The organism is Streptomyces sp. NPDC048442, from assembly GCF_040651475.1.
GTDB lineage: Bacteria > Actinomycetota > Actinomycetes > Streptomycetales > Streptomycetaceae > Streptomyces.
Genome location: NZ_JBEZKB010000042.1, coordinates 27,490 through 47,995, shown reverse-complemented (window position 1 = coordinate 47,995; position 20,506 = coordinate 27,490). Strand labels below are relative to the sequence as shown.

The 20,506-nt window shown below is 68.7% G+C and carries 20 protein-coding genes and 1 pseudogene; 16 read left to right on the top strand and 5 right to left on the bottom strand.

Annotated features, from left to right (window positions below; translation table 11 throughout):
- Positions 1-8: 8 nt before the first annotated feature.
- Both AB0D18_RS38255 and AB0D18_RS38250 read right to left on the bottom strand, forming a co-directional pair.
- A complete protein-coding gene (locus AB0D18_RS38255; RefSeq protein ID WP_362429830.1) occupies positions 9-860 on the bottom strand; it encodes an ABC transporter permease in 852 nt (283 codons plus the stop codon).
- Positions 857-1,774, bottom strand: a complete 918-nt coding sequence (locus AB0D18_RS38250; RefSeq protein ID WP_362429827.1) for an ABC transporter ATP-binding protein — start codon at positions 1,772-1,774, stop codon at positions 857-859. The genes AB0D18_RS38255 and AB0D18_RS38250 overlap by 4 nt, the downstream gene beginning before the upstream one ends.
- A gap of 147 nt (positions 1,775-1,921) precedes the next feature.
- Between AB0D18_RS38250 and AB0D18_RS38245 the strand changes: the two genes are divergently transcribed.
- The 10 genes from AB0D18_RS38245 to AB0D18_RS38200 all read left to right on the top strand — a co-directional run bounded on the left by AB0D18_RS38245 (position 1,922) and on the right by AB0D18_RS38200 (position 12,705).
- A complete protein-coding gene (locus tag AB0D18_RS38245; RefSeq protein ID WP_362429824.1) occupies positions 1,922-2,569 on the top strand; it encodes a vitamin K epoxide reductase family protein in 648 nt (215 codons plus the stop codon).
- A gap of 92 nt (positions 2,570-2,661) precedes the next feature.
- A complete protein-coding gene (locus AB0D18_RS38240; protein ID WP_362429821.1) occupies positions 2,662-4,014 on the top strand; it encodes a replication-associated recombination protein A in 1,353 nt (450 codons plus the stop codon).
- 75 nt (positions 4,015-4,089) lie between these two features.
- A complete protein-coding gene (locus tag AB0D18_RS38235) occupies positions 4,090-4,773 on the top strand; it encodes an HNH endonuclease family protein (RefSeq protein ID WP_362429818.1) in 684 nt (227 codons plus the stop codon).
- A gap of 357 nt (positions 4,774-5,130) precedes the next feature.
- Complete coding sequence (gene rpsD / locus AB0D18_RS38230) at positions 5,131-5,745, top strand: 30S ribosomal protein S4 (RefSeq protein WP_185030621.1); 615 nt, start codon at positions 5,131-5,133, stop codon at positions 5,743-5,745.
- A gap of 240 nt (positions 5,746-5,985) precedes the next feature.
- Positions 5,986-6,426, top strand: a complete 441-nt coding sequence (locus tag AB0D18_RS38225; protein ID WP_362429862.1) for a DUF948 domain-containing protein — start codon at positions 5,986-5,988, stop codon at positions 6,424-6,426.
- A 7-nt stretch (positions 6,427-6,433) separates the two neighbouring features.
- Positions 6,434-6,778 (top strand): DUF6167 family protein, encoded by a 345-nt coding sequence (locus AB0D18_RS38220; RefSeq protein ID WP_362429816.1) that lies wholly within the window; start codon positions 6,434-6,436, stop codon positions 6,776-6,778.
- Positions 6,778-9,447 (top strand): alanine--tRNA ligase, encoded by a 2,670-nt coding sequence (gene alaS / locus AB0D18_RS38215; protein ID WP_362429813.1) that lies wholly within the window; start codon positions 6,778-6,780, stop codon positions 9,445-9,447. Before AB0D18_RS38220 ends, alaS begins: the two co-directional genes overlap by 1 nt.
- Complete coding sequence (gene ruvX / locus AB0D18_RS38210; RefSeq protein WP_362429811.1) at positions 9,447-9,911, top strand: Holliday junction resolvase RuvX; 465 nt, start codon at positions 9,447-9,449, stop codon at positions 9,909-9,911. Before alaS ends, ruvX begins: the two co-directional genes overlap by 1 nt.
- A gap of 123 nt (positions 9,912-10,034) precedes the next feature.
- Positions 10,035-11,873, top strand: a complete 1,839-nt coding sequence (mltG, locus tag AB0D18_RS38205) for an endolytic transglycosylase MltG (protein ID WP_362429808.1) — start codon at positions 10,035-10,037, stop codon at positions 11,871-11,873.
- Positions 11,851-12,705: a shikimate dehydrogenase gene (locus AB0D18_RS38200; protein ID WP_362429806.1), complete on the top strand. Its 855-nt coding sequence runs from the start codon at positions 11,851-11,853 to the stop codon at positions 12,703-12,705. Before mltG ends, AB0D18_RS38200 begins: the two co-directional genes overlap by 23 nt.
- A 19-nt stretch (positions 12,706-12,724) precedes the next feature.
- Here AB0D18_RS38200 and AB0D18_RS38195 read toward each other — a convergent pair.
- A pseudogene (locus AB0D18_RS38195) lies at positions 12,725-13,719 on the bottom strand (IS5 family transposase).
- A 42-nt stretch (positions 13,720-13,761) separates the two neighbouring features.
- Positions 13,762-14,016 carry a hypothetical protein gene (locus AB0D18_RS38190; protein ID WP_362429803.1) on the bottom strand — a complete coding sequence of 85 codons (255 nt, stop codon included), beginning with the start codon at positions 14,014-14,016 and terminating at the stop codon, positions 13,762-13,764.
- Positions 14,017-14,131: 115 nt separating this feature from the next.
- On the opposite strand from AB0D18_RS38190, the gene AB0D18_RS38185 reads away from it, so the two are divergent.
- Positions 14,132-14,626 (top strand): RICIN domain-containing protein, encoded by a 495-nt coding sequence (locus AB0D18_RS38185; protein ID WP_362429800.1) that lies wholly within the window; start codon positions 14,132-14,134, stop codon positions 14,624-14,626.
- A gap of 391 nt (positions 14,627-15,017) precedes the next feature.
- Here the strand turns inward: AB0D18_RS38185 and AB0D18_RS38180 are convergent, their stop codons facing one another.
- Positions 15,018-15,170, bottom strand: coding sequence for a hypothetical protein (locus AB0D18_RS38180; RefSeq protein WP_362429798.1), 153 nt, complete (start codon positions 15,168-15,170; stop codon positions 15,018-15,020).
- Positions 15,171-15,465: 295 nt separating this feature from the next.
- On the opposite strand from AB0D18_RS38180, the gene aroC reads away from it, so the two are divergent.
- The 5 genes from aroC to aroQ all read left to right on the top strand — a co-directional run bounded on the left by aroC (position 15,466) and on the right by aroQ (position 20,473).
- The gene (gene aroC / locus AB0D18_RS38175; RefSeq protein ID WP_362429795.1) at positions 15,466-16,650 is read left to right on the top strand and encodes a chorismate synthase; all 1,185 of its coding nucleotides are present in this window, start codon (positions 15,466-15,468) and stop codon (positions 16,648-16,650) included.
- 29 nt (positions 16,651-16,679) lie between these two features.
- On the top strand, positions 16,680-17,162 hold the full coding sequence (locus tag AB0D18_RS38170) for a shikimate kinase (protein ID WP_362429859.1): 483 nt from the start codon (positions 16,680-16,682) through the stop codon (positions 17,160-17,162).
- 229 nt (positions 17,163-17,391) lie between these two features.
- Entirely contained in the window at positions 17,392-18,810 is a 1,419-nt protein-coding gene (gene iscB, locus AB0D18_RS38165) for an RNA-guided endonuclease IscB (RefSeq protein ID WP_362429793.1), read from the top strand.
- Positions 18,811-18,926: 116 nt separating this feature from the next.
- Entirely contained in the window at positions 18,927-20,030 is a 1,104-nt protein-coding gene (gene aroB / locus AB0D18_RS38160) for a 3-dehydroquinate synthase (RefSeq protein WP_362429790.1), read from the top strand.
- Positions 20,027-20,473: a type II 3-dehydroquinate dehydratase gene (gene aroQ, locus AB0D18_RS38155; RefSeq protein WP_362429787.1), complete on the top strand. Its 447-nt coding sequence runs from the start codon at positions 20,027-20,029 to the stop codon at positions 20,471-20,473. The genes aroB and aroQ overlap by 4 nt, the downstream gene beginning before the upstream one ends.
- Positions 20,474-20,506 lie beyond the last annotated feature (33 nt).

Sequence of the window (20,506 nt, the reverse complement as noted above, 5' to 3'; positions counted from 1 at the left end):
CCGTACGGTCATCCGTCCTGCTTCCCCTTCCAACGGAACGTCAGCAGGCACAGCACCAGACCACCCACCACCCAGGCCCCCAACACCAGCGCGATCCGCCCGTACTCCCACGCCCCCGCCTGCTCGAGCACCGCCGCCGACTCCGGCAGGAAGACGCCCCGGAAGCCCTGGCACATCCACTTCAGCGGGAACAGCGCGCCCACGCTCAGCATCCAGTGCGGCAGCGTGTCGATCGCGATGTAGACGCCCGAGATGAACTGCAGCAGCAGGAACGGCAGGATCACCACCGACGTCGCGCTCTTCCCGCTCTTCGGCAGGCTGCTCACCGCGATGCCGAGCAGCGCGCACCCGGTGAGACCCAGCAGGAAGATCCAGGCGAAGGTCAGCCATTTGCCGGCCGTCGTCGGCAGGTCGACGTCGAAGAGCAGGGTGCCCACGGCGAGCAGGATCACGGACTCGGCGATCGCGGTGACCAGGACCAGCCAGATCTTCCCGAGGAAGAAGGCGGACGGGGGCATCGGCGTCCCGCGCAGCCGCCGCAACACCTTCTCGTCGCGTTCGATGGCGATGGAGATGCCCAGCGACTGGAAGCTCACCGACATGATGCCGGAGGCCAGCATCGCGGCCACGTACAGCTGGGAGGCGGTGATCCCCGCGCCCTCCACGTCGTCGCTGAAGATCGACGCGAAGAGCGCCAGGAAGACGATCGGGAAGGCGAAGGTGAACACCACCTGCTCACGCCGGCGGAAGAACTGCTTCAACTCGATGCCGCCGCGCAGCAGTCCGAGCGACCACGCGCTGGGCTGCCGGGGTACGGATTCCTTACGCGGGCGAGCCGTTGGGCTCGTCGGGGTCGTCATCGGGCGTCCTCCCCGAGCGTGCCGTTGCGGCCGTCGGCGTGCGGTCCGCCGCCGTCCGGCCCGCCGGTGCCGTCCTGCCCGGTGAGCCGCAGATAGACGTCCTCCAGCGTGGGCCGGGTGACCTTCAGCCCCGGAATCTCGCCGTCGAAGCGCGCCATCAGCTCCGCGACCGTACGGGTCGGAGTCTGTGTGCGCTCCGCGCGCGGCGCCCCGTCCGGCTCCTGCCACTCCACCGTCGCGTACGTCCCGAACTCGTCCCGCAGGGCCGCGGGCACGCCCTCCGCGACCACCCTCCCGGCCGCGATCACCGCCAGCCGGTCGGCCAGCGCCTCGGCCTCCTCCAGGTAGTGCGTGGTCAGCACGATGGTGGTGCCCTCCGCTGCGAGCATCCGGATCAGGTCCCAGAACTGCCGGCGCGCCCCCGGGTCGAATCCGGTCGTCGGCTCGTCGAGGAGCAGGAGCTCCGGGCCGCCGATCACCCCGAGCGCCACGTCGAGCCGCCGCCGCTGCCCGCCCGAAAGGCTCTTCACCCGCTGCCCGGCCTTCGCCTCCAGACCGACGAGCGCGATGACCGCCTCCGGGTCGCGCGGCTTCGGGTAGTACCTGGCGAAATGCCGCACCGTCTCCCGTACCGTCAACTCGGCGGGCGCCGATTCGTCCTGCCAGACGATGCCGACCCGGGAACGCCAGGCGCGGTCCGCGGAAGCCGGGTCCGCGCCCAGCACCGCCACTTCTCCGCCGTCGCGGGCCCGGTGGCCCTGCAGGATCTCGACCGTGGTGCTCTTGCCCGCCCCGTTGGGGCCGAGCAGGCCGAACACTTCTCCGTGCCGGATGCCCAGGTCAAGGCCGTCGACCGCGACGACATCGCCGTAACGCTTGCGCAGTCCGTGCACTTCCACCGCGAGTGCTGTCATGGGTGACCAGGATGGGCGCGAACCGAGTGTTCCGCTCCGACCGTGCGTCCGTCCTTTACCTCCTTATGTCCTGCGAACGGCGTAGGGCATCCTCCGTGCGGCAGAATGAGACCGCCCCTCAGATCACGGCAGCAACGGAACGGCGATATGACGACGACAGCGGTTGACGACATGTCAGACGACGTGTCAGCGGAGACGGACGAGCGGAACGGCACGGGTCTCATCGGGGCCGGGCGGGCGTTCTCCTGGCTGCTGATCATCACGGGAGCGGCCGGAGTGTTCGCCTCGTGGATCATCACGATCGACAAGTTCAAACTGCTGGAGGACCCGAACTTCACACCCGGGTGCAGCCTCAACCCGGTCGTCGCCTGCGGCAACATCATGAAGAGCGACCAGGCCGCCTTCTTCGGGTTCCCCAACCCGATGCTCGGCCTTGTGACGTACGGGATGGTCGTCGCCATCGGCGTCGCCCTCCTCGCAGGCGCCCGCTACAAGCGCTGGTACTGGCTCGGCCTCAACGCGGGCACCCTCTTCGGCGTCGCCTTCTGCACCTATCTCCAGTACCAGTCGCTCTACACGATCCGCTCGCTGTGTCTGTGGTGCTGCCTGGCCTGGGTCGCCACGATCGTGATGTTCTGCTACGTCACCGTCCACAACCTGAAGCACCGGGTCCTGCCGGCGCCGAGGTGGTTGCGGAACGGGCTGGTGGAGTTTCCCTGGGTGGTGCCGGTGCTGTGGATCGGGGCCATCGGGATTCTGATCCTCACGAACTGGTGGAGCTTTTGGACGAGCTGAGGTTCGGGGTATCCCTCGGGTGGTGCGTGGTGGCTGGTCGTGCAGTTCCCCGTGCGGCGGCATTGTCAGTGGTCTGACCTAGGCTTCAGGTTGTGGAGCCCGATCTCTTTACCGCAGCCGCAGAAGAACGCCAGGCAACCGACCCGTCCAGCAGTCCCCTGGCCGTCCGGATGCGCCCGCGCACCCTCGACGAGGTCTTCGGACAGAAGCACCTCCTCAAGCCGGGCTCGCCCCTGCGCCGCCTGGTGGGGGAGAGCGGCGGAGGCCCCGCCGGGCCTTCGTCCGTGATCCTCTGGGGCCCACCGGGCACCGGCAAGACGACCCTGGCGTACGTCGTCAGCCAGGCGACCCAGAAGCGGTTCGTGGAGCTGTCCGCGATCACCGCGGGCGTGAAGGAAGTACGGGCGGTCATCGAGAGCGCGCGCCGCGCCACCGGTGGCTTCGGCAAGGAGACCGTCCTCTTCCTCGACGAGATCCACCGCTTCAGCAAGGCCCAGCAGGACTCCCTGCTGCCCGCCGTGGAGAACCGCTGGGTCACCCTCATCGCGGCCACCACCGAGAACCCGTACTTCTCGATCATCTCGCCGCTCCTCTCCCGCTCCCTGCTCCTCACCCTCGAATCCCTCACCGACGACGACCTGCGCGGACTGGTCCGCCGGGCGCTCACCGAGGAGCGCGGCCTCGGCGGCGCGGTCGCCCTGCCCCAGGACGCCGAGGACCACCTGCTGCGGATCGCGGGCGGCGACGCCCGGCGCGCGCTGACCGCCCTGGAGGCGGCGGCCGGAGCGGCGATCTCCAAGGGGGAGGAGACGATCACCCTGGAGACGGTCGAGGAGACCGTCGACCGGGCCGCCGTGAAGTACGACCGCGACGGCGACCAGCACTATGACGTCGCCAGCGCCCTCATCAAGTCCATCCGGGGCTCCGACGTGGACGCCGCCCTGCACTACCTGGCCCGGATGATCGAGGCGGGCGAGGACCCCCGGTTCATCGCCAGGCGGCTGATGATCTCCGCCAGCGAGGACATCGGCCTCGCCGACCCAACCGCCCTGCCCACGGCCGTGGCCGCTGCCCAGGCCGTCGCCATGATCGGCTTCCCGGAGGCGGCGCTGACGCTGAGCCACGCCACCATCGCGCTCGCCCTCGCCCCGAAGTCCAACGCCGCGACCCTCGCCATCCAGGCCGCCCAGGCCGACGTACGGCAGGGCATGGCGGGCGCCGTCCCGCCGCATCTGCGCGACGGGCACTACAAGGGCGCCGCCAAGCTCGGCCACGCCCAGGGATACGTCTACCCGCACGACGTGCCCGGCGGCATCGCCGCCCAGCAGTACGCCCCGGACGAGGTGCACGGCCGGCATTACTACACCCCCACCCGGTACGGGGCGGAGGCCAGGTACGCGGACGTGGTGGAGAAGGTGCGGGAGCGGCTGAACGGGCAGGGGTGAAGAGCGGCCAGCGGTGAGAGCGGCGCCAGCGGTGAGAACGGGCAGGGGCGAGTCCCCGGCGCTAGGCTCCGGAGCATGGTCCGAGGACTGCCGGCGCTGTTGCTCTGCTCCGCCCTGCTGACCGCCTGCCACCATGCCGAGACCCCGCCGGAGCAGCCCACTCCGGTCCCGCTCACCAGTCCTGGCTTCCCGCCCGCCGCCGCCGATGCCCGCACCCGGCTGGCCGACCTCACCGTCGAGTGGGGCAAGAACTGGCAGACGTACCAGAGGGCCGCGTTCGGCGAGACCTGGTCGGACGAGACCGACGCCCCGGGCGGGCGCAACGGCTGCGACACCCGCGACGACGTCCTGCACCGCGACCTGACCGTGCTGCGCCGGGGCGACCACGACGCATGCGTACCCCTGTCCGGAGTGCTCCACGACCCCTACACCGGGCGGGAGCTGCCCTACACCTACCGGCGTGCCTCGCAGATCCAGACCGACCACGTCGTGCCGCTCGGCGCGGCCTGGCGGGCGGGTGCCTGGGCGTGGACCCCGGAGCAGCGGCTCAGGTACGCCAACGACCTCGACGTACTCCTCGCCGTCGACAAGCGGGCGAACCACGACAAGAGCAGCAAGACCCCCGACAAGTGGAAACCGCGGCGTGAATACTGGTGCGAGTACGCCCGCCGCTGGACCGGCATCAAGACCAAGTACGCGCTGACGGTGACCCCGCCGGAGAAGGGGGCCCTGTTCGAGATGCTCGGCACCTGCCGCTGACGGCCCGGCCCCGGTCCCGGTCTCGGCCCCGGTCCGCAGCATCACGCACGGCCTAGTACAATCGACCGAAGTGCTGCGTCCCGTGTCCGGTCTCGTACCGGCATCACCAGAACGGGACATGCAGCCGGAGCCCTCCGCCGCAAGGCGTGAGGTGTTCCAGGAGCGTCGCGCACCGTTGAAGGTGTCGCGGGCAGCCCATCATCCCTCACGGATTGATGGGCCACTCGCGTGCTGCACATAGTGCCCAGACCAGGGAGCGGCTGCCCGTCCAGCGATGGAGGGGTTTCCCCGGCTGCGGATGCGACCTCCCCATATCCCTGGTGAAGCCGTATTCCATTCAGACAGAGAGGTTGGTTCGTGCCGAACCAGTCCCGCCCCAAGGTCAAGAAGAGCCGCGCGCTCGGCATTGCGCTGACGCCGAAGGCCGTCAAGTACTTCGAGTCGCGCCCGTACCCGCCCGGCGAGCACGGCCGTGGCCGCAAGCAGAACTCGGACTACAAGGTCCGTCTGCTCGAGAAGCAGCGTCTGCGCGCCCAGTACGACATCAGCGAGCGCCAGATGGCGCGCGCCTACGACCGCGCCAAGAAGGCCGAAGGCAAGACGGGCGAGGCGCTGGTCGTCGAGCTCGAGCGTCGCCTCGACGCCCTGGTCCTGCGTTCGGGCATCGCCCGCACGATCTACCAGGCCCGCCAGATGGTCGTGCACGGTCACATCGAGGTCAACGGCGGCAAGGTCGACAAGCCGTCGTTCCGCGTCCGTCCCGACGACGTCGTGATGGTCCGCGAGCGCAGCCGCGAGAAGGTCCCCTTCCAGGTTGCCCGCGAGGGTGGCTACGACACGGACGGCGAGACCCCGCGCTACCTCCAGGTGAACCTGAAGGCCCTGGCCTTCCGCCTGGACCGCGACCCGAACCGCAAGGAAATCCCGGTCATCTGCGACGAGCAGCTGGTCGTCGAGTACTACGCCCGCTGATTCGGCGTAGTCCTTACGCACTTGCGTGCACTGCCCGTCGTCTTCCCGCTCCCTCACGGAGCGGGGAACGGCGGGTTTGCGCGTTGCGGGGGCAGTGTCAGGGCAGTGCTGGGGGCGCGCGATATCCGGTACGGAGCCGTGGCCCCGGCGCGATAGGCTCGCGGAACGACTTTTCGTATACGTCGATTTCGCATACGCCCATTCCGACCCAACAGGGAGCGCATCGTGTCCGGTGGAGAGGTGGCCGGCATCCTGGTAGCCGTCTTCTGGGCGATTCTCGTCTCCTTCCTCGCTCTCGTACTGGTGAGGCTGGCGCAGACGCTCAAGCAGACGACCCGGCTGGTGGCCGAGGTGACCGAGCAGGCGGTACCGCTGCTGTCCGACGCCTCCGCGACCGTGCGCTCCGCGCAGACCCAGCTGGACCGGGTCGACGCGATCGCCTCCGACGTACAGGAAGTCACGTCGAACGCGTCCGCGCTCTCCTCCACCGTCGCCTCCACCTTCGGCGGCCCGCTGGTCAAGGTCGCCGCCTTCGGGTACGGCGTGCGCCAGGCGATCGGCCGCAAGAAGACACCGGAGCCGCCGGCTCCGGACCGCCGTACCGTGATCGTCGGCCGGACCCTGCCTTCCGCGCGGCGGGCGAAGCGGAACGGCCGGAGTTCCCGCGGATCTAAGGACTGACGCAGCGATGTTCCGCCGTACGTTCTGGTTCACCGCAGGCGCAGCCGCCGGCGTGTGGGCCACCCAGAAGGTCAACCGCAAGATCAAGGCGCTGACCCCCGAGAGCCTCGCCGCACAGGCCGCCGACAAGGCGGTCGAAGCGGGCCACAGGCTCAAGGACTTCGCACTCGACGTCAGGGACGGCATGGCCCGGCGCGAGGCCGAACTCGGCGACGCGCTCGGTCTGGAGGCGGCCCCCGACGACGCGCGAGCGCTCCCGCCGCAGCGGTACGTTGCGGCCATTGACCACGGCACCACCACCAACTCCCCGTCACACAACGGGAATTCGTACAACCGGAATGAGGACCACTGATGGAGTCGGCAGAAATTCGTCGCCGCTGGCTGAGCTTCTTCGAGGAGCGCGGTCACACCGTTGTCCCTTCGGCGTCGCTCATCGCGGACGACCCGACTCTGCTCCTGGTCCCGGCCGGCATGGTGCCCTTCAAGCCGTACTTCCTCGGTGAAGTGAAGGCCCCGTGGCAGCGCGCCACCAGCGTGCAGAAGTGCGTCCGCACCCCGGACATCGAAGAGGTCGGCAAGACCACCCGGCACGGCACGTTCTTCCAGATGTGCGGCAACTTCTCCTTCGGGGACTACTTCAAGGAAGGGGCCATCCGCTTCGCCTGGGAGATCCTGACGAAGTCCGTCGACGACGGCGGTTACGGCCTCGACCCGGAGAAGCTCTGGATCACCGTCTATCTCGACGACGACGAGGCCGAGCAGATCTGGCGCGAGAAGATCGGTGTCCCCGCCGAGCGGATCCAGCGCCTGGGCAAGAAGGACAACTACTGGTCGATGGGCGTCCCCGGACCCTGCGGCCCGTGCTCGGAGATCAACTACGACCGCGGCCCCGAGTTCGGCGTCGAGGGCGGCCCGGCCGTCAACGACGAGCGCTACGTGGAGATCTGGAACCTGGTCTTCATGCAGTACGAGCGCGGCGCCGGCCTCGGCAAGGAGGACTTCGAGATCCTCGGCGACCTCCCGTCGAAGAACATCGACACGGGTCTGGGTCTTGAGCGCCTCGCCATGATCCTGCAGGGCGTACAGAACATGTACGAGACCGACACCCTGCGCGTCGTCATGGACAAGGCCACCGAGCTGACCGGCGTGCGCTACGGCGCCGCCCAGGGCAGCGACGTCTCGATGCGCGTGGTCGCCGACCACATGCGCACCTCCGTGATGCTCATCGGCGACGGCGTCACCCCCGGCAACGAGGGCCGCGGCTACGTCCTGCGCCGCATCATGCGCCGCGCCATCCGCAACATGCGCCTCATGGGTGCCACCGGTCCGGTCGCCCAGGAACTCGTCGAGACCGTGATCGACACGATGGGCCAGCAGTACCCGGAGCTCATCACCGACCGCCAGCGCATCCTGGGCGTCGCCCTCGCCGAAGAGGCCGCCTTCCTCAAGGCCCTCAAGGGCGGCACCAACATCCTGGACACCGCCGTCACCGAGACCAAGGCCGCCGGCGGCCAGGTCCTCTCCGGCGACAAGGCGTTCCTGCTCCACGACACCTGGGGCTTCCCGATCGACCTCACCCTCGAAATGGCCTCCGAGCAGGGCCTTTCGGTGGACGAGGAGGGCTTCCGCCGCCTCATGAAGGAGCAGCGGGAGCGCGCCAAGGCCGACGCCCAGGCCAAGAAGCACGGCCACGCCGACATGTCCGGCTACCGCGAGATCGCGGACGCCGCCGGCGAGACCGACTTCATCGGCTACAGCAGCACCGTCGGTGAGTCCCGCGTCGTCGGCATCCTCGTCGACGGCACGCCCTCCCCGGCCGCCACCGAGGGCGACGAGGTCGAGATCGTCCTGGACCGCACTCCGTTCTACGCGGAGGGCGGCGGCCAGATCGGCGACACCGGCCGCATCAAGCTGGACAACGGCGCCGTCGTCGAGATCCGCGACTGCCAGAAGCCCGTCCCCGGCGTGTACGTCCACAAGGGCGTCGTCCAGGTCGGCGAGGTCACCGTCGGCGCTCCGGCCCAGGCCATCATCGATGTGCACCGCCGCAACGCCATCGCCCGCGCCCACAGCGCTACGCACCTCACCCACCAGGCGCTGCGCGACGCTCTCGGCCCGACGGCCGCCCAGGCCGGCTCGGAGAACCAGCCCGGCCGCTTCCGCTTCGACTTCGGCTCCCCGGCCGCCGTTCCCGGCGCCGTCCTCACCGACGTCGAGCAGAAGATCAACGAGGTCCTCTCGCACGAGCTGGATGTGCAGGCCGAGGTCATGTCGATCGACGAGGCCAAGAAGCAGGGCGCCATCGCCGAGTTCGGCGAGAAGTACGGCGAGCGCGTCCGCGTGGTCACCATCGGCGACTTCTCCAAGGAGCTGTGCGGCGGTACGCACGTCCACAACACGGCCCAGCTCGGCCTGGTCAAGCTGCTCGGCGAGTCGTCGATCGGTTCCGGCGTGCGCCGCATCGAGGCCCTCGTCGGCGTCGACGCGTACAAGTTCCTGGCCCGTGAGCACACGGTCGTCGCCCAGCTCCAGGAGCTGGTCAAGGGCCGTGCGGAGGAGCTGCCGGAGAAGATCTCCGCCATGCTCGGCAAGCTGAAGGACGCCGAGAAGGAGATCGAGAAGTTCCGCGGCGAGAAGGTCCTGCAGGCCGCCGCCGGGCTCGCCGAGGGCGCCAAGGACGTCAAGGGCGTCGCCCTGGTCACCGGCCAGGTGCCGGACGGCACGTCCGCCGACGACCTGCGCAAGCTGGTTCTCGACGTGCGCGGCCGCATCCAGGGCGACCGCGCCGTCGTGGTGGCCCTGTTCACCACGGCCAACGGCCGCCCGCTGACCGTCATCGCCACCAATGAGGCGGCCCGTCAGCGCGGCCTGAAGGCCGGCGAGTTGGTCCGTACGGCTGCCAAGACCCTCGGCGGCGGTGGCGGCGGCAAGCCGGACGTCGCCCAGGGCGGCGGCACCAGCGTCGAGGCCATCGGCGACGCCATCGACGCCGTCGAGCGCCTCGTCGGGGAAACCGCCTGATGCGACGCGGACGCCGTCTTGCGATCGACGTCGGGGACGCCCGGATCGGGGTCGCCTCGTGCGACCCCGACGGGGTCCTCGCCACGCCGGTGGAGACCGTGCCGGGACGTGACGTCCCGGCCGCCCACCGGCGGTTGCGCCAGCTGGTCGAGGAGTACGAACCCCTCGAAGTCGTGGTCGGTCTCCCTCGCTCCCTCAACGGGGGCGAGGGCCCGGCCGCGGTCAAGGTGCGGAAGTTCGCCCAGGAGCTCGCCCGGGGCATCGCACCGGTCGGCGTCCGGCTGGTCGACGAGAGGATGACCACAGTGACGGCCACTCAGGGGCTGCGCGCTTCGGGCGTGAAGTCCAAAAAGGGGCGGTCCGTCATCGATCAGGCCGCCGCGATTGTCATTCTTCAGAACGCGCTTGAGTCCGAACGGGTGTCGGGAGAGCTCCCTGGCGAAGGCGTCGAAGTGGTTGTCTGATCGCGATACGGTAACGTTCCGCGCCGTGGCGGCGTTCGAACAGCTGCCGCACAGGATTTGAGGCGGGACGGATGCCGTGCCCCGAGCGCGCCACACCCGCCGCCTCGCGGCTCTAGGGGACCGATGACTGAGTATGGCCGGGGTCAAGGCTCCGAACCGTGGCACCCGGAGGACCCGTTTTACGGGGACCAGGGCGGCCAGGGTTGGGGCGGACAGCAGGCCGGGCAGCAGGCCGGGCAGGGCCAGGTCCCGTACGACCAGACCTACGGCGGCCAGCCGCAGCAGCAGTACGCGCAGCAGCAGGTCCAGCCCCAGCACGGTCAGCCGCAGCAGGGCCAGGCCCAGCAGGCGTACTACGACAGCGGTCAGTACCAGCAGGCGCACCAGAGCGGCCAGTACCCCCAGGTCCATGACAGCGGTCAGTACCCGCAGGCGCACGACAGCGGTCAGTACCCCCAGGCCCAGCAGGCTCAGCAGTCCCAGGGCCCTCAGCCCCAGTACGGCGACCAGCAGCAGTACGGCGGCCAGGGGAACCAGGGCGGCTGGGACACCGGGCAGCAGCACCAGGCCGTGCCGTACGGCATGAACCCGGCCGACCCGTACAGCGGCCAGCAGCCCGGCTACGGCGGCGAGCAGCAGGACTACTACGGCACTCCCGAGGCCTACCCGCCGCCGCAGCCCCCCGCCCAGCGCCGTACGGCCCCCGAGCCGACGCCCGACTGGGACCCGGACGCCCCCGTCGAGGAGGAACACCCCTTCTTCACGGGCACCGACAACGGCCGCACCCCGGCCCGCGACGCGGACGACGAGGAGTACGACGACGATCCGCGCTCCTCGCGCCGGGGCAAGGGCGGCAAGTCGGGTAAAACCGGCAAGGACAAGAAGAAGAGCCGCAACGGCTGCGCCTGTCTGGTGGTTTCGGCGGTCCTGCTGGGAGGTCTCGGCACGGTCGGGTACTTCGGCTACGACTACTGGCAGCAGCGCTTCGGCCCGGCCGAGGACTTCTCCGGCGAGGGAACCGGCTCGGTGCAGATCGAGGTCAAGAAGGGCGCCGACGGCAACGAGATCGGCAACACCCTCAAGAAGAACGGCGTGGTCAAGAGCGTCAGCGCGTTCACCGCCGAGATGAAGAAGGACCCGGAAAAGGGCAACTCCATTCAGGTGGGCGTCTACACCATGAAGAAGGAGATGTCCGCGAAGGCCGCGCTGGCGCTGATGCTCGACCCCAAGAGCCGGAGCAACTACAGCCTCAATCCGGGCTTCCGGAATGCCGCGGTCTACGCTGAGATCGACAAGCGGCTCGAGCTCAAGCCGGGCACGACGAAGGCCGTGGCGAAGGCCCAGGTGAACAACCTCGGCCTGCCCGCGTGGGTGCCCAAGGACCCGGAGATCAAGGACAGGCTGGAAGGCTTCCTCTACCCCGCGACCTACTCGATCGCGAAGGGAAGCAAGCCCGAGGAGATCCTCAGGAAGATGGTCGGGCAGGCCAACGCCCACTACGAGCAGCAGAACATCACGGGCAAGGCGGCGAACCTGAAGCTCAAGCCCTTCGAGCTGCTCATCGTGGCCAGCCTCGTCGAGGCCGAGGGCAAGACGCACGACGACTACCGCAAGATGTCGGAGGTCGTCTACAACCGCCTCAAGTACAACCCCCAGACCGTCGGAAAGCTCCAGTTCGACTCGACCTTCAACTACGCCAAGGGTCAGAGCAACATCAACATTGGCGAAGACGCGATCCAGAAGGACAAGGACCCCTACAACACGTACTCGCACATCGGTCTGCCGCCCGGCCCCATCAACAACCCCAGCAATGACGCCCTCGCCGCAGCAGTGAAGCCGACGAGCGACGGTTGGCTCTACTTCGTGGCGACCGACGGCAAGAGCAAGACCGAGTTCGCCAAGACGCACGACGAGTTCCTCAAGCTGAAGGAAAAGTTCAATGCCAGCCAGAAGGGTCGCTGAGACGCGGCGGGCCGCCGTCCTCGGCTCGCCCATCGCCCACTCCCTCTCCCCGGTCCTGCACCGCGCCGCCTACGCGGAGCTGGGGCTCGACGGCTGGTCGTACGACCGCTTCGAGGTGGACGAGGCCCAACTCCCGTCGTTCGTGGGGGAGTTGGGCGGCGAGTGGGCGGGTCTCTCGCTCACTATGCCGCTCAAGCGCGCGATCATGCCGCTGCTCGACGAGGTCAGCGAGACGGCTGCCTCGGTAGAGGCGGTCAACACCGTCGTCTTCACCGAGGACGGGCGGCGGCTCGGCGACAACACCGACATCCCCGGCATGCTCTCGGCCCTGCGCGAGCGCGGCGTGGAGAAGGTGGAGTCGGCAGCGATCCTCGGGGCCGGTGCCACCGCATCCTCCGCGCTCGCCGCGCTCGCCCGGATCTGTACCGGGCAGGTCACCGCGTACGTACGCAGTGAAGCGCGCGCGGTCGAGATGCGGACCTGGGGCGAGCGGCTCGGGGTGGATGTCCGGACCGCCGACTGGGCGGACGCCCGCGAAGCCTTCGGGGCGCCGCTGGTGATCGCGACGACTCCGGCAGGTACCACCGACGCGCTGGCAGCGGAGGTACCGGACGCCGTCGGGACGCTCTTCGACGTCCTGTACGAACCGTGGCCGACCGCCCTCGCGGCATCCTGGTCCGCCCGCGGAGGGGCAGTGGTCGGAGGACTCGACCTCCTGGTGCACCAGGCGGTGTTGCAGGTCGAGCAGATGACCAACAGGAGCCCGGGTCCGCTTGCTGCGATGCGTGCCGCTGGTGAATTGGGACTGACATCGATGAGGCGGCGGAGCTAGGGCCTGTGTGATGTCGTGATCAGTCGGCGGCTTTGAGGAGGTCGTCGATCCAGATCATCGCAGCGTGGAGGTGGAGGCCGGCGAGGTAGCTGTCTGGGGTTTTGTCGTATCGGGTGGCGATCCCTCGCCAGGCTTTCAGCTTATTGATCAGAAGTTCGACGGTGTTCCGTTCCTTGTAGAGGTCGGCGTCGTGGCTGATGGGCCGGCCGCCTCCTGCGCCCTTCTTCTTGCGGTTGGCGGCCTGGTCCCGTTTCTCCGGGATGACGGCCTTGGCTCCGCGTCTGTGCAGGTAGGCGCGGTTGCCGCGGGACGAGTACGCCTTGTCTGCGGCGACTGCGCCGGGCGTCGTGCGAGGACGGCCGACCGGCAGGCGGACTCTCACCTTCGCGAGCTCGGGGATGAATTGCGGGCTGTCTCCGGCCTGTCCGGCGGTCAAAACCAGCGCGAGCGGACGACACTGGCGGTCCGCGGCGAGACGAATCTTGCTTGTGAGTCCGCCCCGGGACCTGCCGAGCAGGGCTTCCTTCAGACGGAGCCTGCGTCTGCGCTGGATACGCCGACGTTCGTCCTGTTCCTCCGTGCCGCCCCCTTTTGCCGGGCTGTCTCCTGCTCCTGCACGGCTTCTTCCAGGGCCTTCATGAGGTGCTTGCTGACCCGCATCCCTGCGGCGTCGTGGTGAGCGCGGACCGTGGTGGAGTTCACGCTGACCAGCGACAAGTCCGTTCTGCCCACCCGCACCCCCTGGGCGATCAGGCCTTCCAGCAGGGCCGTGGGGACACCGGCGTCCCGCCACACGCGGAAGCGTCCGTAGACGGTGGTCCAGGGGCTGAACTCGGCAGGCATCTCCCGCCACTGCCCACTGGAGCGGAACCGCCAGACCACACCTTCGAACTGCTCCCGCAGCCACTCCGGGTACGGCCCGTACCTGCCGGTAGGCAGGTACGGGCCGATGAACTTCCACTGGGCATTGGTGAGTTGCCTGCGTGTCGCAACCTCAGCCCTACCGGATTCCACCCCACGAAGAAGGCAGAACCCAGCAGCTGATCACGACATCACTCAGGCCCTAGATCGGCGGGGCCGGTATCCGCGTTCGCCGATGCCCCACCCGTAGTCGTGCGCCGCGGCACCCCGCCATTCGATCAGCGCGGAGCCGCTGGCCACCACGTCCTCCGCTTCCTCGGCCCCCGCGAGGCGGAGCAGCTCGACGATATCCCCGTCCGAGTAGGCCATGCCGAGGATCGCCCCACCCGCGGTGACCCGGCGGCCGCCCTCGCCACGGGGTGCGTGCACGACTATCGGCAATCCGGGCATACCCCCACTGTTGCCCCGGAATGGCTAAAGCGTATCCAGACGGTAAATCGGCGAAAATGTCAATTATATGGACCAGCCGAATTTGTAAGATACACTCAACCGCCGGACACTACAAATGGAGTTTCGAGTGCGCAAAATACTGACGGCCGCAGCTTTGTGTTTTGCCTTGATGGGGCTGACCGCTGGCCCCGCCAGCGCCAGCGGGTCTGGGTCCATCAGCAACCAAGGCTACTGCCTGACTCCCAAGGGGGGAAGCCAGGCGAATGGCACCATCATCACCTTGTGGCCATGCCATAGCTCCACGTCTCAATGGGTGTCCGCAAACTACAAGATAGTCCTCAAGGGTAGCGCGAATAAGTGCATTACCCCATACGGCGGCAGCCTCGCGAACGGCGCCGTGCTCACACTGTGGGATTGCAACAATGATGCACGCTCCCAGCAGTTTATGGAGATAGCTTTCATAAAGTACCCTGCCATAAGTGTCGTCAATGAAAATTCGTGTATTACCCCTAAGGGCAACTCGGTCGGCAGTGGGGTTTACGCGACCCTGTGGACTTGCACTGGCGCCCTTTCTCAAGCGTTCAGCCCGGATCACTGGAGCATTGATTAACGAGTAACATTTCAGAGGAAGCCCCCGTCGCTACACCGACGGGGGCTTCCGCGTGCGGGCTACACCTCCAATTTGACCGGCGGAGGCAGCGGCTCGAAGAAGTTGCGGCGTCCCCCAGCGCCGCCCGGACTCCAGTGACGAGGCCATGGCATTCAGTGCTGTGGATGTTGCGGGCAGGCCACTCGCTGCGCAACGCTCGCCGCTCTTCAGCGGCAGCATCCCGCCGTGTCGCAAACCACACCACCGAGAATGAGGCGACTTGGGGCCACCACGGGTGTTGGTCCGCGTGCGAAGCCCAGCGACTCATGGGGTTGCGCCCTATCCCGACGTACAGAAGTTGATCGTTGCGGTCGTACAGCCGGTACACGGACGTTTCACCCGTCCCGCTAGCTTAAGTTCCCGGATGGATCATTGGGCCTGCACTGGTTCCTGCATCGGCCTCCTTCGACTTCCGCTTTGCGGGTCCGTCGGTGGTGCCGTCGATGATTTGGCGAACTCGCCCGAATGAGATGTCGAGCAGCTCGCCGATCTTGCGATACGGCATGCCGTTATCGTGCAGTTCCTTGACCGCCCGCTGCCGCATCCCGCGCACGCGAGTCGCAAATCAAGTCTTGCCAGGGGCTTCACGTGCTGTTCAGGGGGCAAACAGGTCGCCCAGTCGAGCCACTTCACTCGCTTGCTGAGAAACCTCACTGAGTACGAGATCCCGCTCCAGGTCCGACTGGTGGACCGGGGGTGCTAGCCCCAAGCCCAGACGTGGGAGGATCGGTGGTGGCGGGCCCGGGCCGCGCATCCGGGCTGCGTCATCGCAGTTCCAGGCGCGAGAATGAGGAGCACCGTTGAGCAGGTTGCGCTGGCTGACCGCGGGAGAATCCCACGGACCCGCACTCGTCGCGACGCTGGAGGGCCTTCCCTCCGGTGTGCCGATCACCACGGACATGGTGGCGGACGCGCTGGCGCGACGGCGGCTCGGTTACGGGCGTGGCGCCCGGATGAAGTTCGAGAAGGACGAGGTCACCTTCCTCGGTGGCGTGCGGCACGGCCTGACCATGGGCGGCCCCGTCGCGATCATGGTGGGCAACACCGAGTGGCCCAAGTGGGAGCAGGTCATGTCGGCCGACCCCGTGGACCCCGAGGAGCTGGCCAAGCTGGCGCGCAACGCGCCGCTGACCCGCCCCCGCCCCGGCCACGCCGACCTCGCGGGCATGCAGAAGTACGCGCTGGACGAGGCGCGGCCGGTGCTGGAGCGCGCGAGCGCCCGGGAGACCGCGGCCCGTGTCGCGCTGGGCACGGTGGCGCGCTCGTACCTGAAGCAGACGACCGGGATCGAGATCGTCTCGCACGTCGTCGAGCTGGCCGCGGCCAAGGCGCCGTACGGCGTCCTGCCGGAGCCGTCCGACGAGGCGCGGCTGGACGAGGACCCGGTGCGCTGCCTGGACGCGGACGCGTCGAAGGCGATGATCGCGGAGATCGACCAGGCCCACAAGGACGGGGACACCCTGGGCGGAGTCGTCGAGGTTCTGGCGTACCACGTGCCCGTCGGGCTCGGTTCGTTCACGCACTGGGACCGCCGTCTGGACTCGCGGCTCGCGGGCGCGCTCATGGGCATCCAGGCCATCAAGGGCGTCGAGGTCGGCGACGGCTTCGACCTGGCGCGGGTGCCGGGCTCGAAGGCGCACGACGAGATCGTGCCGACCCCCGACGGTGTGAGGCGCACCACCGGGCGGGCCGGCGGCACCGAGGGCGGCATGTCCACCGGTGAGCTGCTGCGCGTACGAGCTGCGATGAAGCCGATCGCGACGGTGCCGCGCGCACTCGCGACGATCGACATCTCCACCGGTGAGGTTGCCGCGGCGCACCACCAGAGGTCCGATGTATGTGCCGTTCCGGCGGCGGGCATCGTGGCCGAGGCGATGGTGGCGCTGGTGCTCGCGGACGCGGTCGCCGAGAAGTTCGGCGGCGACAGCGTGGGCGAGACACGGCGCAATGTGCAGTCGTACCTCGACAACCTGCAGATCCGGTGACCGGCCCCAAGGTCGTTCTGGTCGGCCCGATGGGGGTCGGCAAGACCACCGTCGGCGCGTTGCTCGCGGAGCGGCTGGGCCTGGCGCACCGGGACACCGACGCCGACATCGTCGCGGCCCAGGGCCGTGAGATCGCCGACATCTTCGTCGACGAGGGCGAGCCGTACTTCCGTGAGCTGGAGCGCGCGGCCGTACGCACGGCCGTCCAGCAGCACACGGGCGTACTCGCGCTCGGCGGCGGCGCGATCCTCGACGCGGAGACCCGAGAGCTGCTCTCCGCGTACCCCGTCGTCTATCTGTCGATGGACGTGGACGAGGCGGTGAAGCGCACCGGGCTGAACACCGCCCGCCCGCTGCTCGCCGTCAACCCGCGCAGGCAGTGGCGCGAGCTGATGGAGGCCCGCCGCACCCTGTACACCGAGGTTGCCCGGGTGGTCGTCGCCACCGACGGCCGCACCCCCGAAGAGGTCGCCCAGGCGGTCCTCGACGCACTGGAGTTGAAGGACGCGTAACGGGATCTCCCTCGTGAACGAGGGGACTTTCAGCTTGATGGGTTGAGGGCCGCCGTTACCAGCACCAGCCAGCAATGCAATTTTGGAGGTGAACAAGTTGGCTACGTTCCACGTACGACAGAAGATCAACAGCGCTGTGCTTCCTCAGCAGCTCTCCCTTGAATTCGAGTCAGCAGACATCCCCCGGATCGGGGACGAAACGGGGCTCGAAGGCCGTAAGGCACCGAGCGTGGAACATGTGCGAGGGGAGATCACCAGCGCCTCACCTGACGCTGGTGGCGTCACCCCCAACCTCCGGGTTGGGGCGAAGGCCCGTGAGGGCCACCCCGTCGTGTTCGTCCTCGACGCGCACGGCACACCGTTGCAGCCCACCAGTCCCGCCAGGGCCCGCAAGCTCCTCACCAAAGGCCGGGCGGTAGTGGCCCGGCATACACCGTTCGTCATCCGGATGAAGGGCCGCACTGCCGAGTCTTCGGAGGTAGACGGTGTGGAACTCGGGATCGACCCCGGCTCCAAGCACACAGGCATCGCCGTCTTCACCGCCAAGAACGGGGACCGGCGCGGCCTGTACGGCATCCAGCTCGACCACCGGGGCGGTGCCATCCGCGACAAGATGTCGCAGCGCGCCCACTACCGGCGTGGCCGCCGCTCGCGGAACCTGCGCCACCGGGCTCCCCGCTTCCTCAACCGCACCCGCTCCAAGGGCTGGCTTGCTCCGTCGCTGCGGCACCGGGTCGAGACCACCGTGTCGTGGGCCATGCGGCTGGCCCGCTGGGCGCCGGTCACCGTAGTTCATATGGAGCGGGTCGCGTTCGACACCCACACCATCTCCGCCGGAGGGCCGTTGCAGGGGTCCGACTATCAGCACGGCACATTGCAAGGCACCGAGGTCCGCGAATACCTCCTCGCGAAGTGGGAGCGGGCTTGCGCCTACTGCGGCACCACCGGAGTACCGCTCAACATCGACCACATCCACCCGAAGTCTCGGGGCGGCTCCGATCGCATCAGCAACTTGGCCCTTGCCTGCATCCCCTGCAACCAGACCAAGAACAACACCCCCGTCGAGGTCTTCCTCGCCAAGTCCCCCAAGCAGCTCGCGCGAATTCTCGCCCAGGCCAAGGTCCCCCTGCGGGACGCGGCAGCGGTCAACGCCACCCGGTGGGCACTGTGGCACGCCCTTGACCGGACATTCCCCGGAGCGGTCCGGGCAGCTTCCGGGGGACGCACGAAGTGGAACCGGCAACGGACCGGCCAGCCCAAAACCCACACCCTCGACGCCCTCTGCGTCGGCGTACTCGACTCGATCGACCGCACTCCGTGCGCTGTCCTCGTCGCCGCAGCGACCGGGCGGGGCACCTACGCCCGCACCCGCACCGACAGGTACGGTTTCCCCCGCCTGCGCCTCCCGAGGCAGAAGCAGTTCTACGGCTACCAGACCGGAGACCTTGCCCGGGCTGTCGTGCCCACCGGAAAAAGGACCGGCACCCACACCGGACGGGTGGCCGTCCGCGCCACCGGCAGCTTCAACATCAAAACTGCCCACGGACTCGTCCAAGGCATCCGCCACAAATACTTCCGCCTCCTCCAACGAGCAGACGGCTACGGCTACACCCGCAAACCCGAGGGCGTGCCACGCGATACGACCTGACACAGCACAGCACAGCGATCCGCCCTGGGGGCGAATCTCAGCCCGTTGCCCTGCTCCGCAGGAGCTTCGTTTCCTCCCCCGACCCAAAGGCGGGGGTATCCACGCAGGAGAACCTGATGACCACCGAGCAGGCAGCAGCGCCGACGCGGATCACCGTCGGCGGCACGGACGGCACCGAGGCGTACGAGGTGCTGGTGGGGCGGCAGTTGCTGGGCGAGCTCCCCTCGCTCATCGGGACCGCCGCCAAGCGCGTCGCCGTACTCCACCCCGAAGCCCTCGCCGAGACGGGCGAGGCGGTACGGGAGGACCTGGCCGCGCAGGGCTACGAGGTCATCGCGATCCAGCTGCCCAACGCCGAGGAGTCCAAGACCGTCGAGGTCGCGGCCTACTGCTGGAAGGCGCTCGGGCAGACCAGCTTCACCCGCACCGACGTGATCGTGGGCGTCGGGGGAGGAGCCACCACCGACGTGGCGGGCTTCGTCGCGGCCACCTGGCTGCGCGGGGTGCGCTGGATCGCCGTCCCGACGACCGTGCTCGGCATGGTGGACGCGGCGGTCGGCGGCAAGACCGGCATCAACACCGCCGAGGGCAAGAACCTCGTCGGCGCCTTCCACCCGCCGACCGGGGTCCTCTGCGACCTCGCGGCGCTGGACTCGCTGCCCGTCAACGACTTCATCAGCGGTCTCGCCGAGGTCATCAAGGCCGGCTTCATCGCCGACCCGGTGATCCTCGACCTGATCGAGGAGGACCCGGTCGCGGCGCGCACCCCCGCGGGGCCGCACACCGCCGAGCTGATCGAGCGGGCGATCCGGGTCAAGGCCGAAGTGGTCTCCGGGGACCTCAAGGAGTCCGGCCGCCGGGAGATCCTCAACTACGGGCACACCCTCGCCCACGCCATCGAGAAGAACGAGCGCTACAAGTGGCGGCACGGCGCGGCCGTCTCCGTCGGCATGGTCTTCGCCGCCGAACTCGGCCGGATCGCCGGCCGTCTCGACGACGCGACCGCCGACCGGCACCGCTCGGTCCTGGAGTCGGTCGGGTTGCCGCTCACCTACCGCGGCGACCAGTGGCCCAAGCTCGTCGAGAACATGAAGGTCGACAAGAAGTCGCGCGGCGACATGCTGCGCTTCATCGTTCTGGACGGCCTCGCCAAGCCGACCGTCCTGGAGGGCCCCGACCCGGCGATGCTGCTTGCGGCACACGCCGAGATCGCCGCATGAGCGGCGCGAGCAGGGCCCTCGTCCTCAACGGGCCCAACCTCGGGCGGCTCGGCTCCCGCGAGCCCGACGTGTACGGCTCCACGTCGTACGCCGGACTCGTCGAGGCCTGTCAGGGGCTCGGCAAGGAGCTCGGTCTCGACGTCGAGGTCCGGGAGACCAACGACGAGGGCGAGCTGATCCGCTGGCTGCACGAGGCGGCGGACGGCTCGATTCCGGTCGTTCTCAACCCCGGGGCCTTCACCCACTATTCGTACGGAATGCGGGACGCGGCGGCCCAGCGCACCGCCCCGCTGATCGAGGTGCACCTCTCGAACCCGTACACCCGCGAGGAATTCCGGCACACCTCGGTGGTCGCCGCCGTCGCCAGCGGCACCATCGCGGGCTTCGGCATCGGCTCGTACCGGCTCGCGCTGCGTGCGCTCGCGGAGCAACTCGGCGGCTGAGACCGCCGTCTGACAGGGCAGGGCACTTACGGC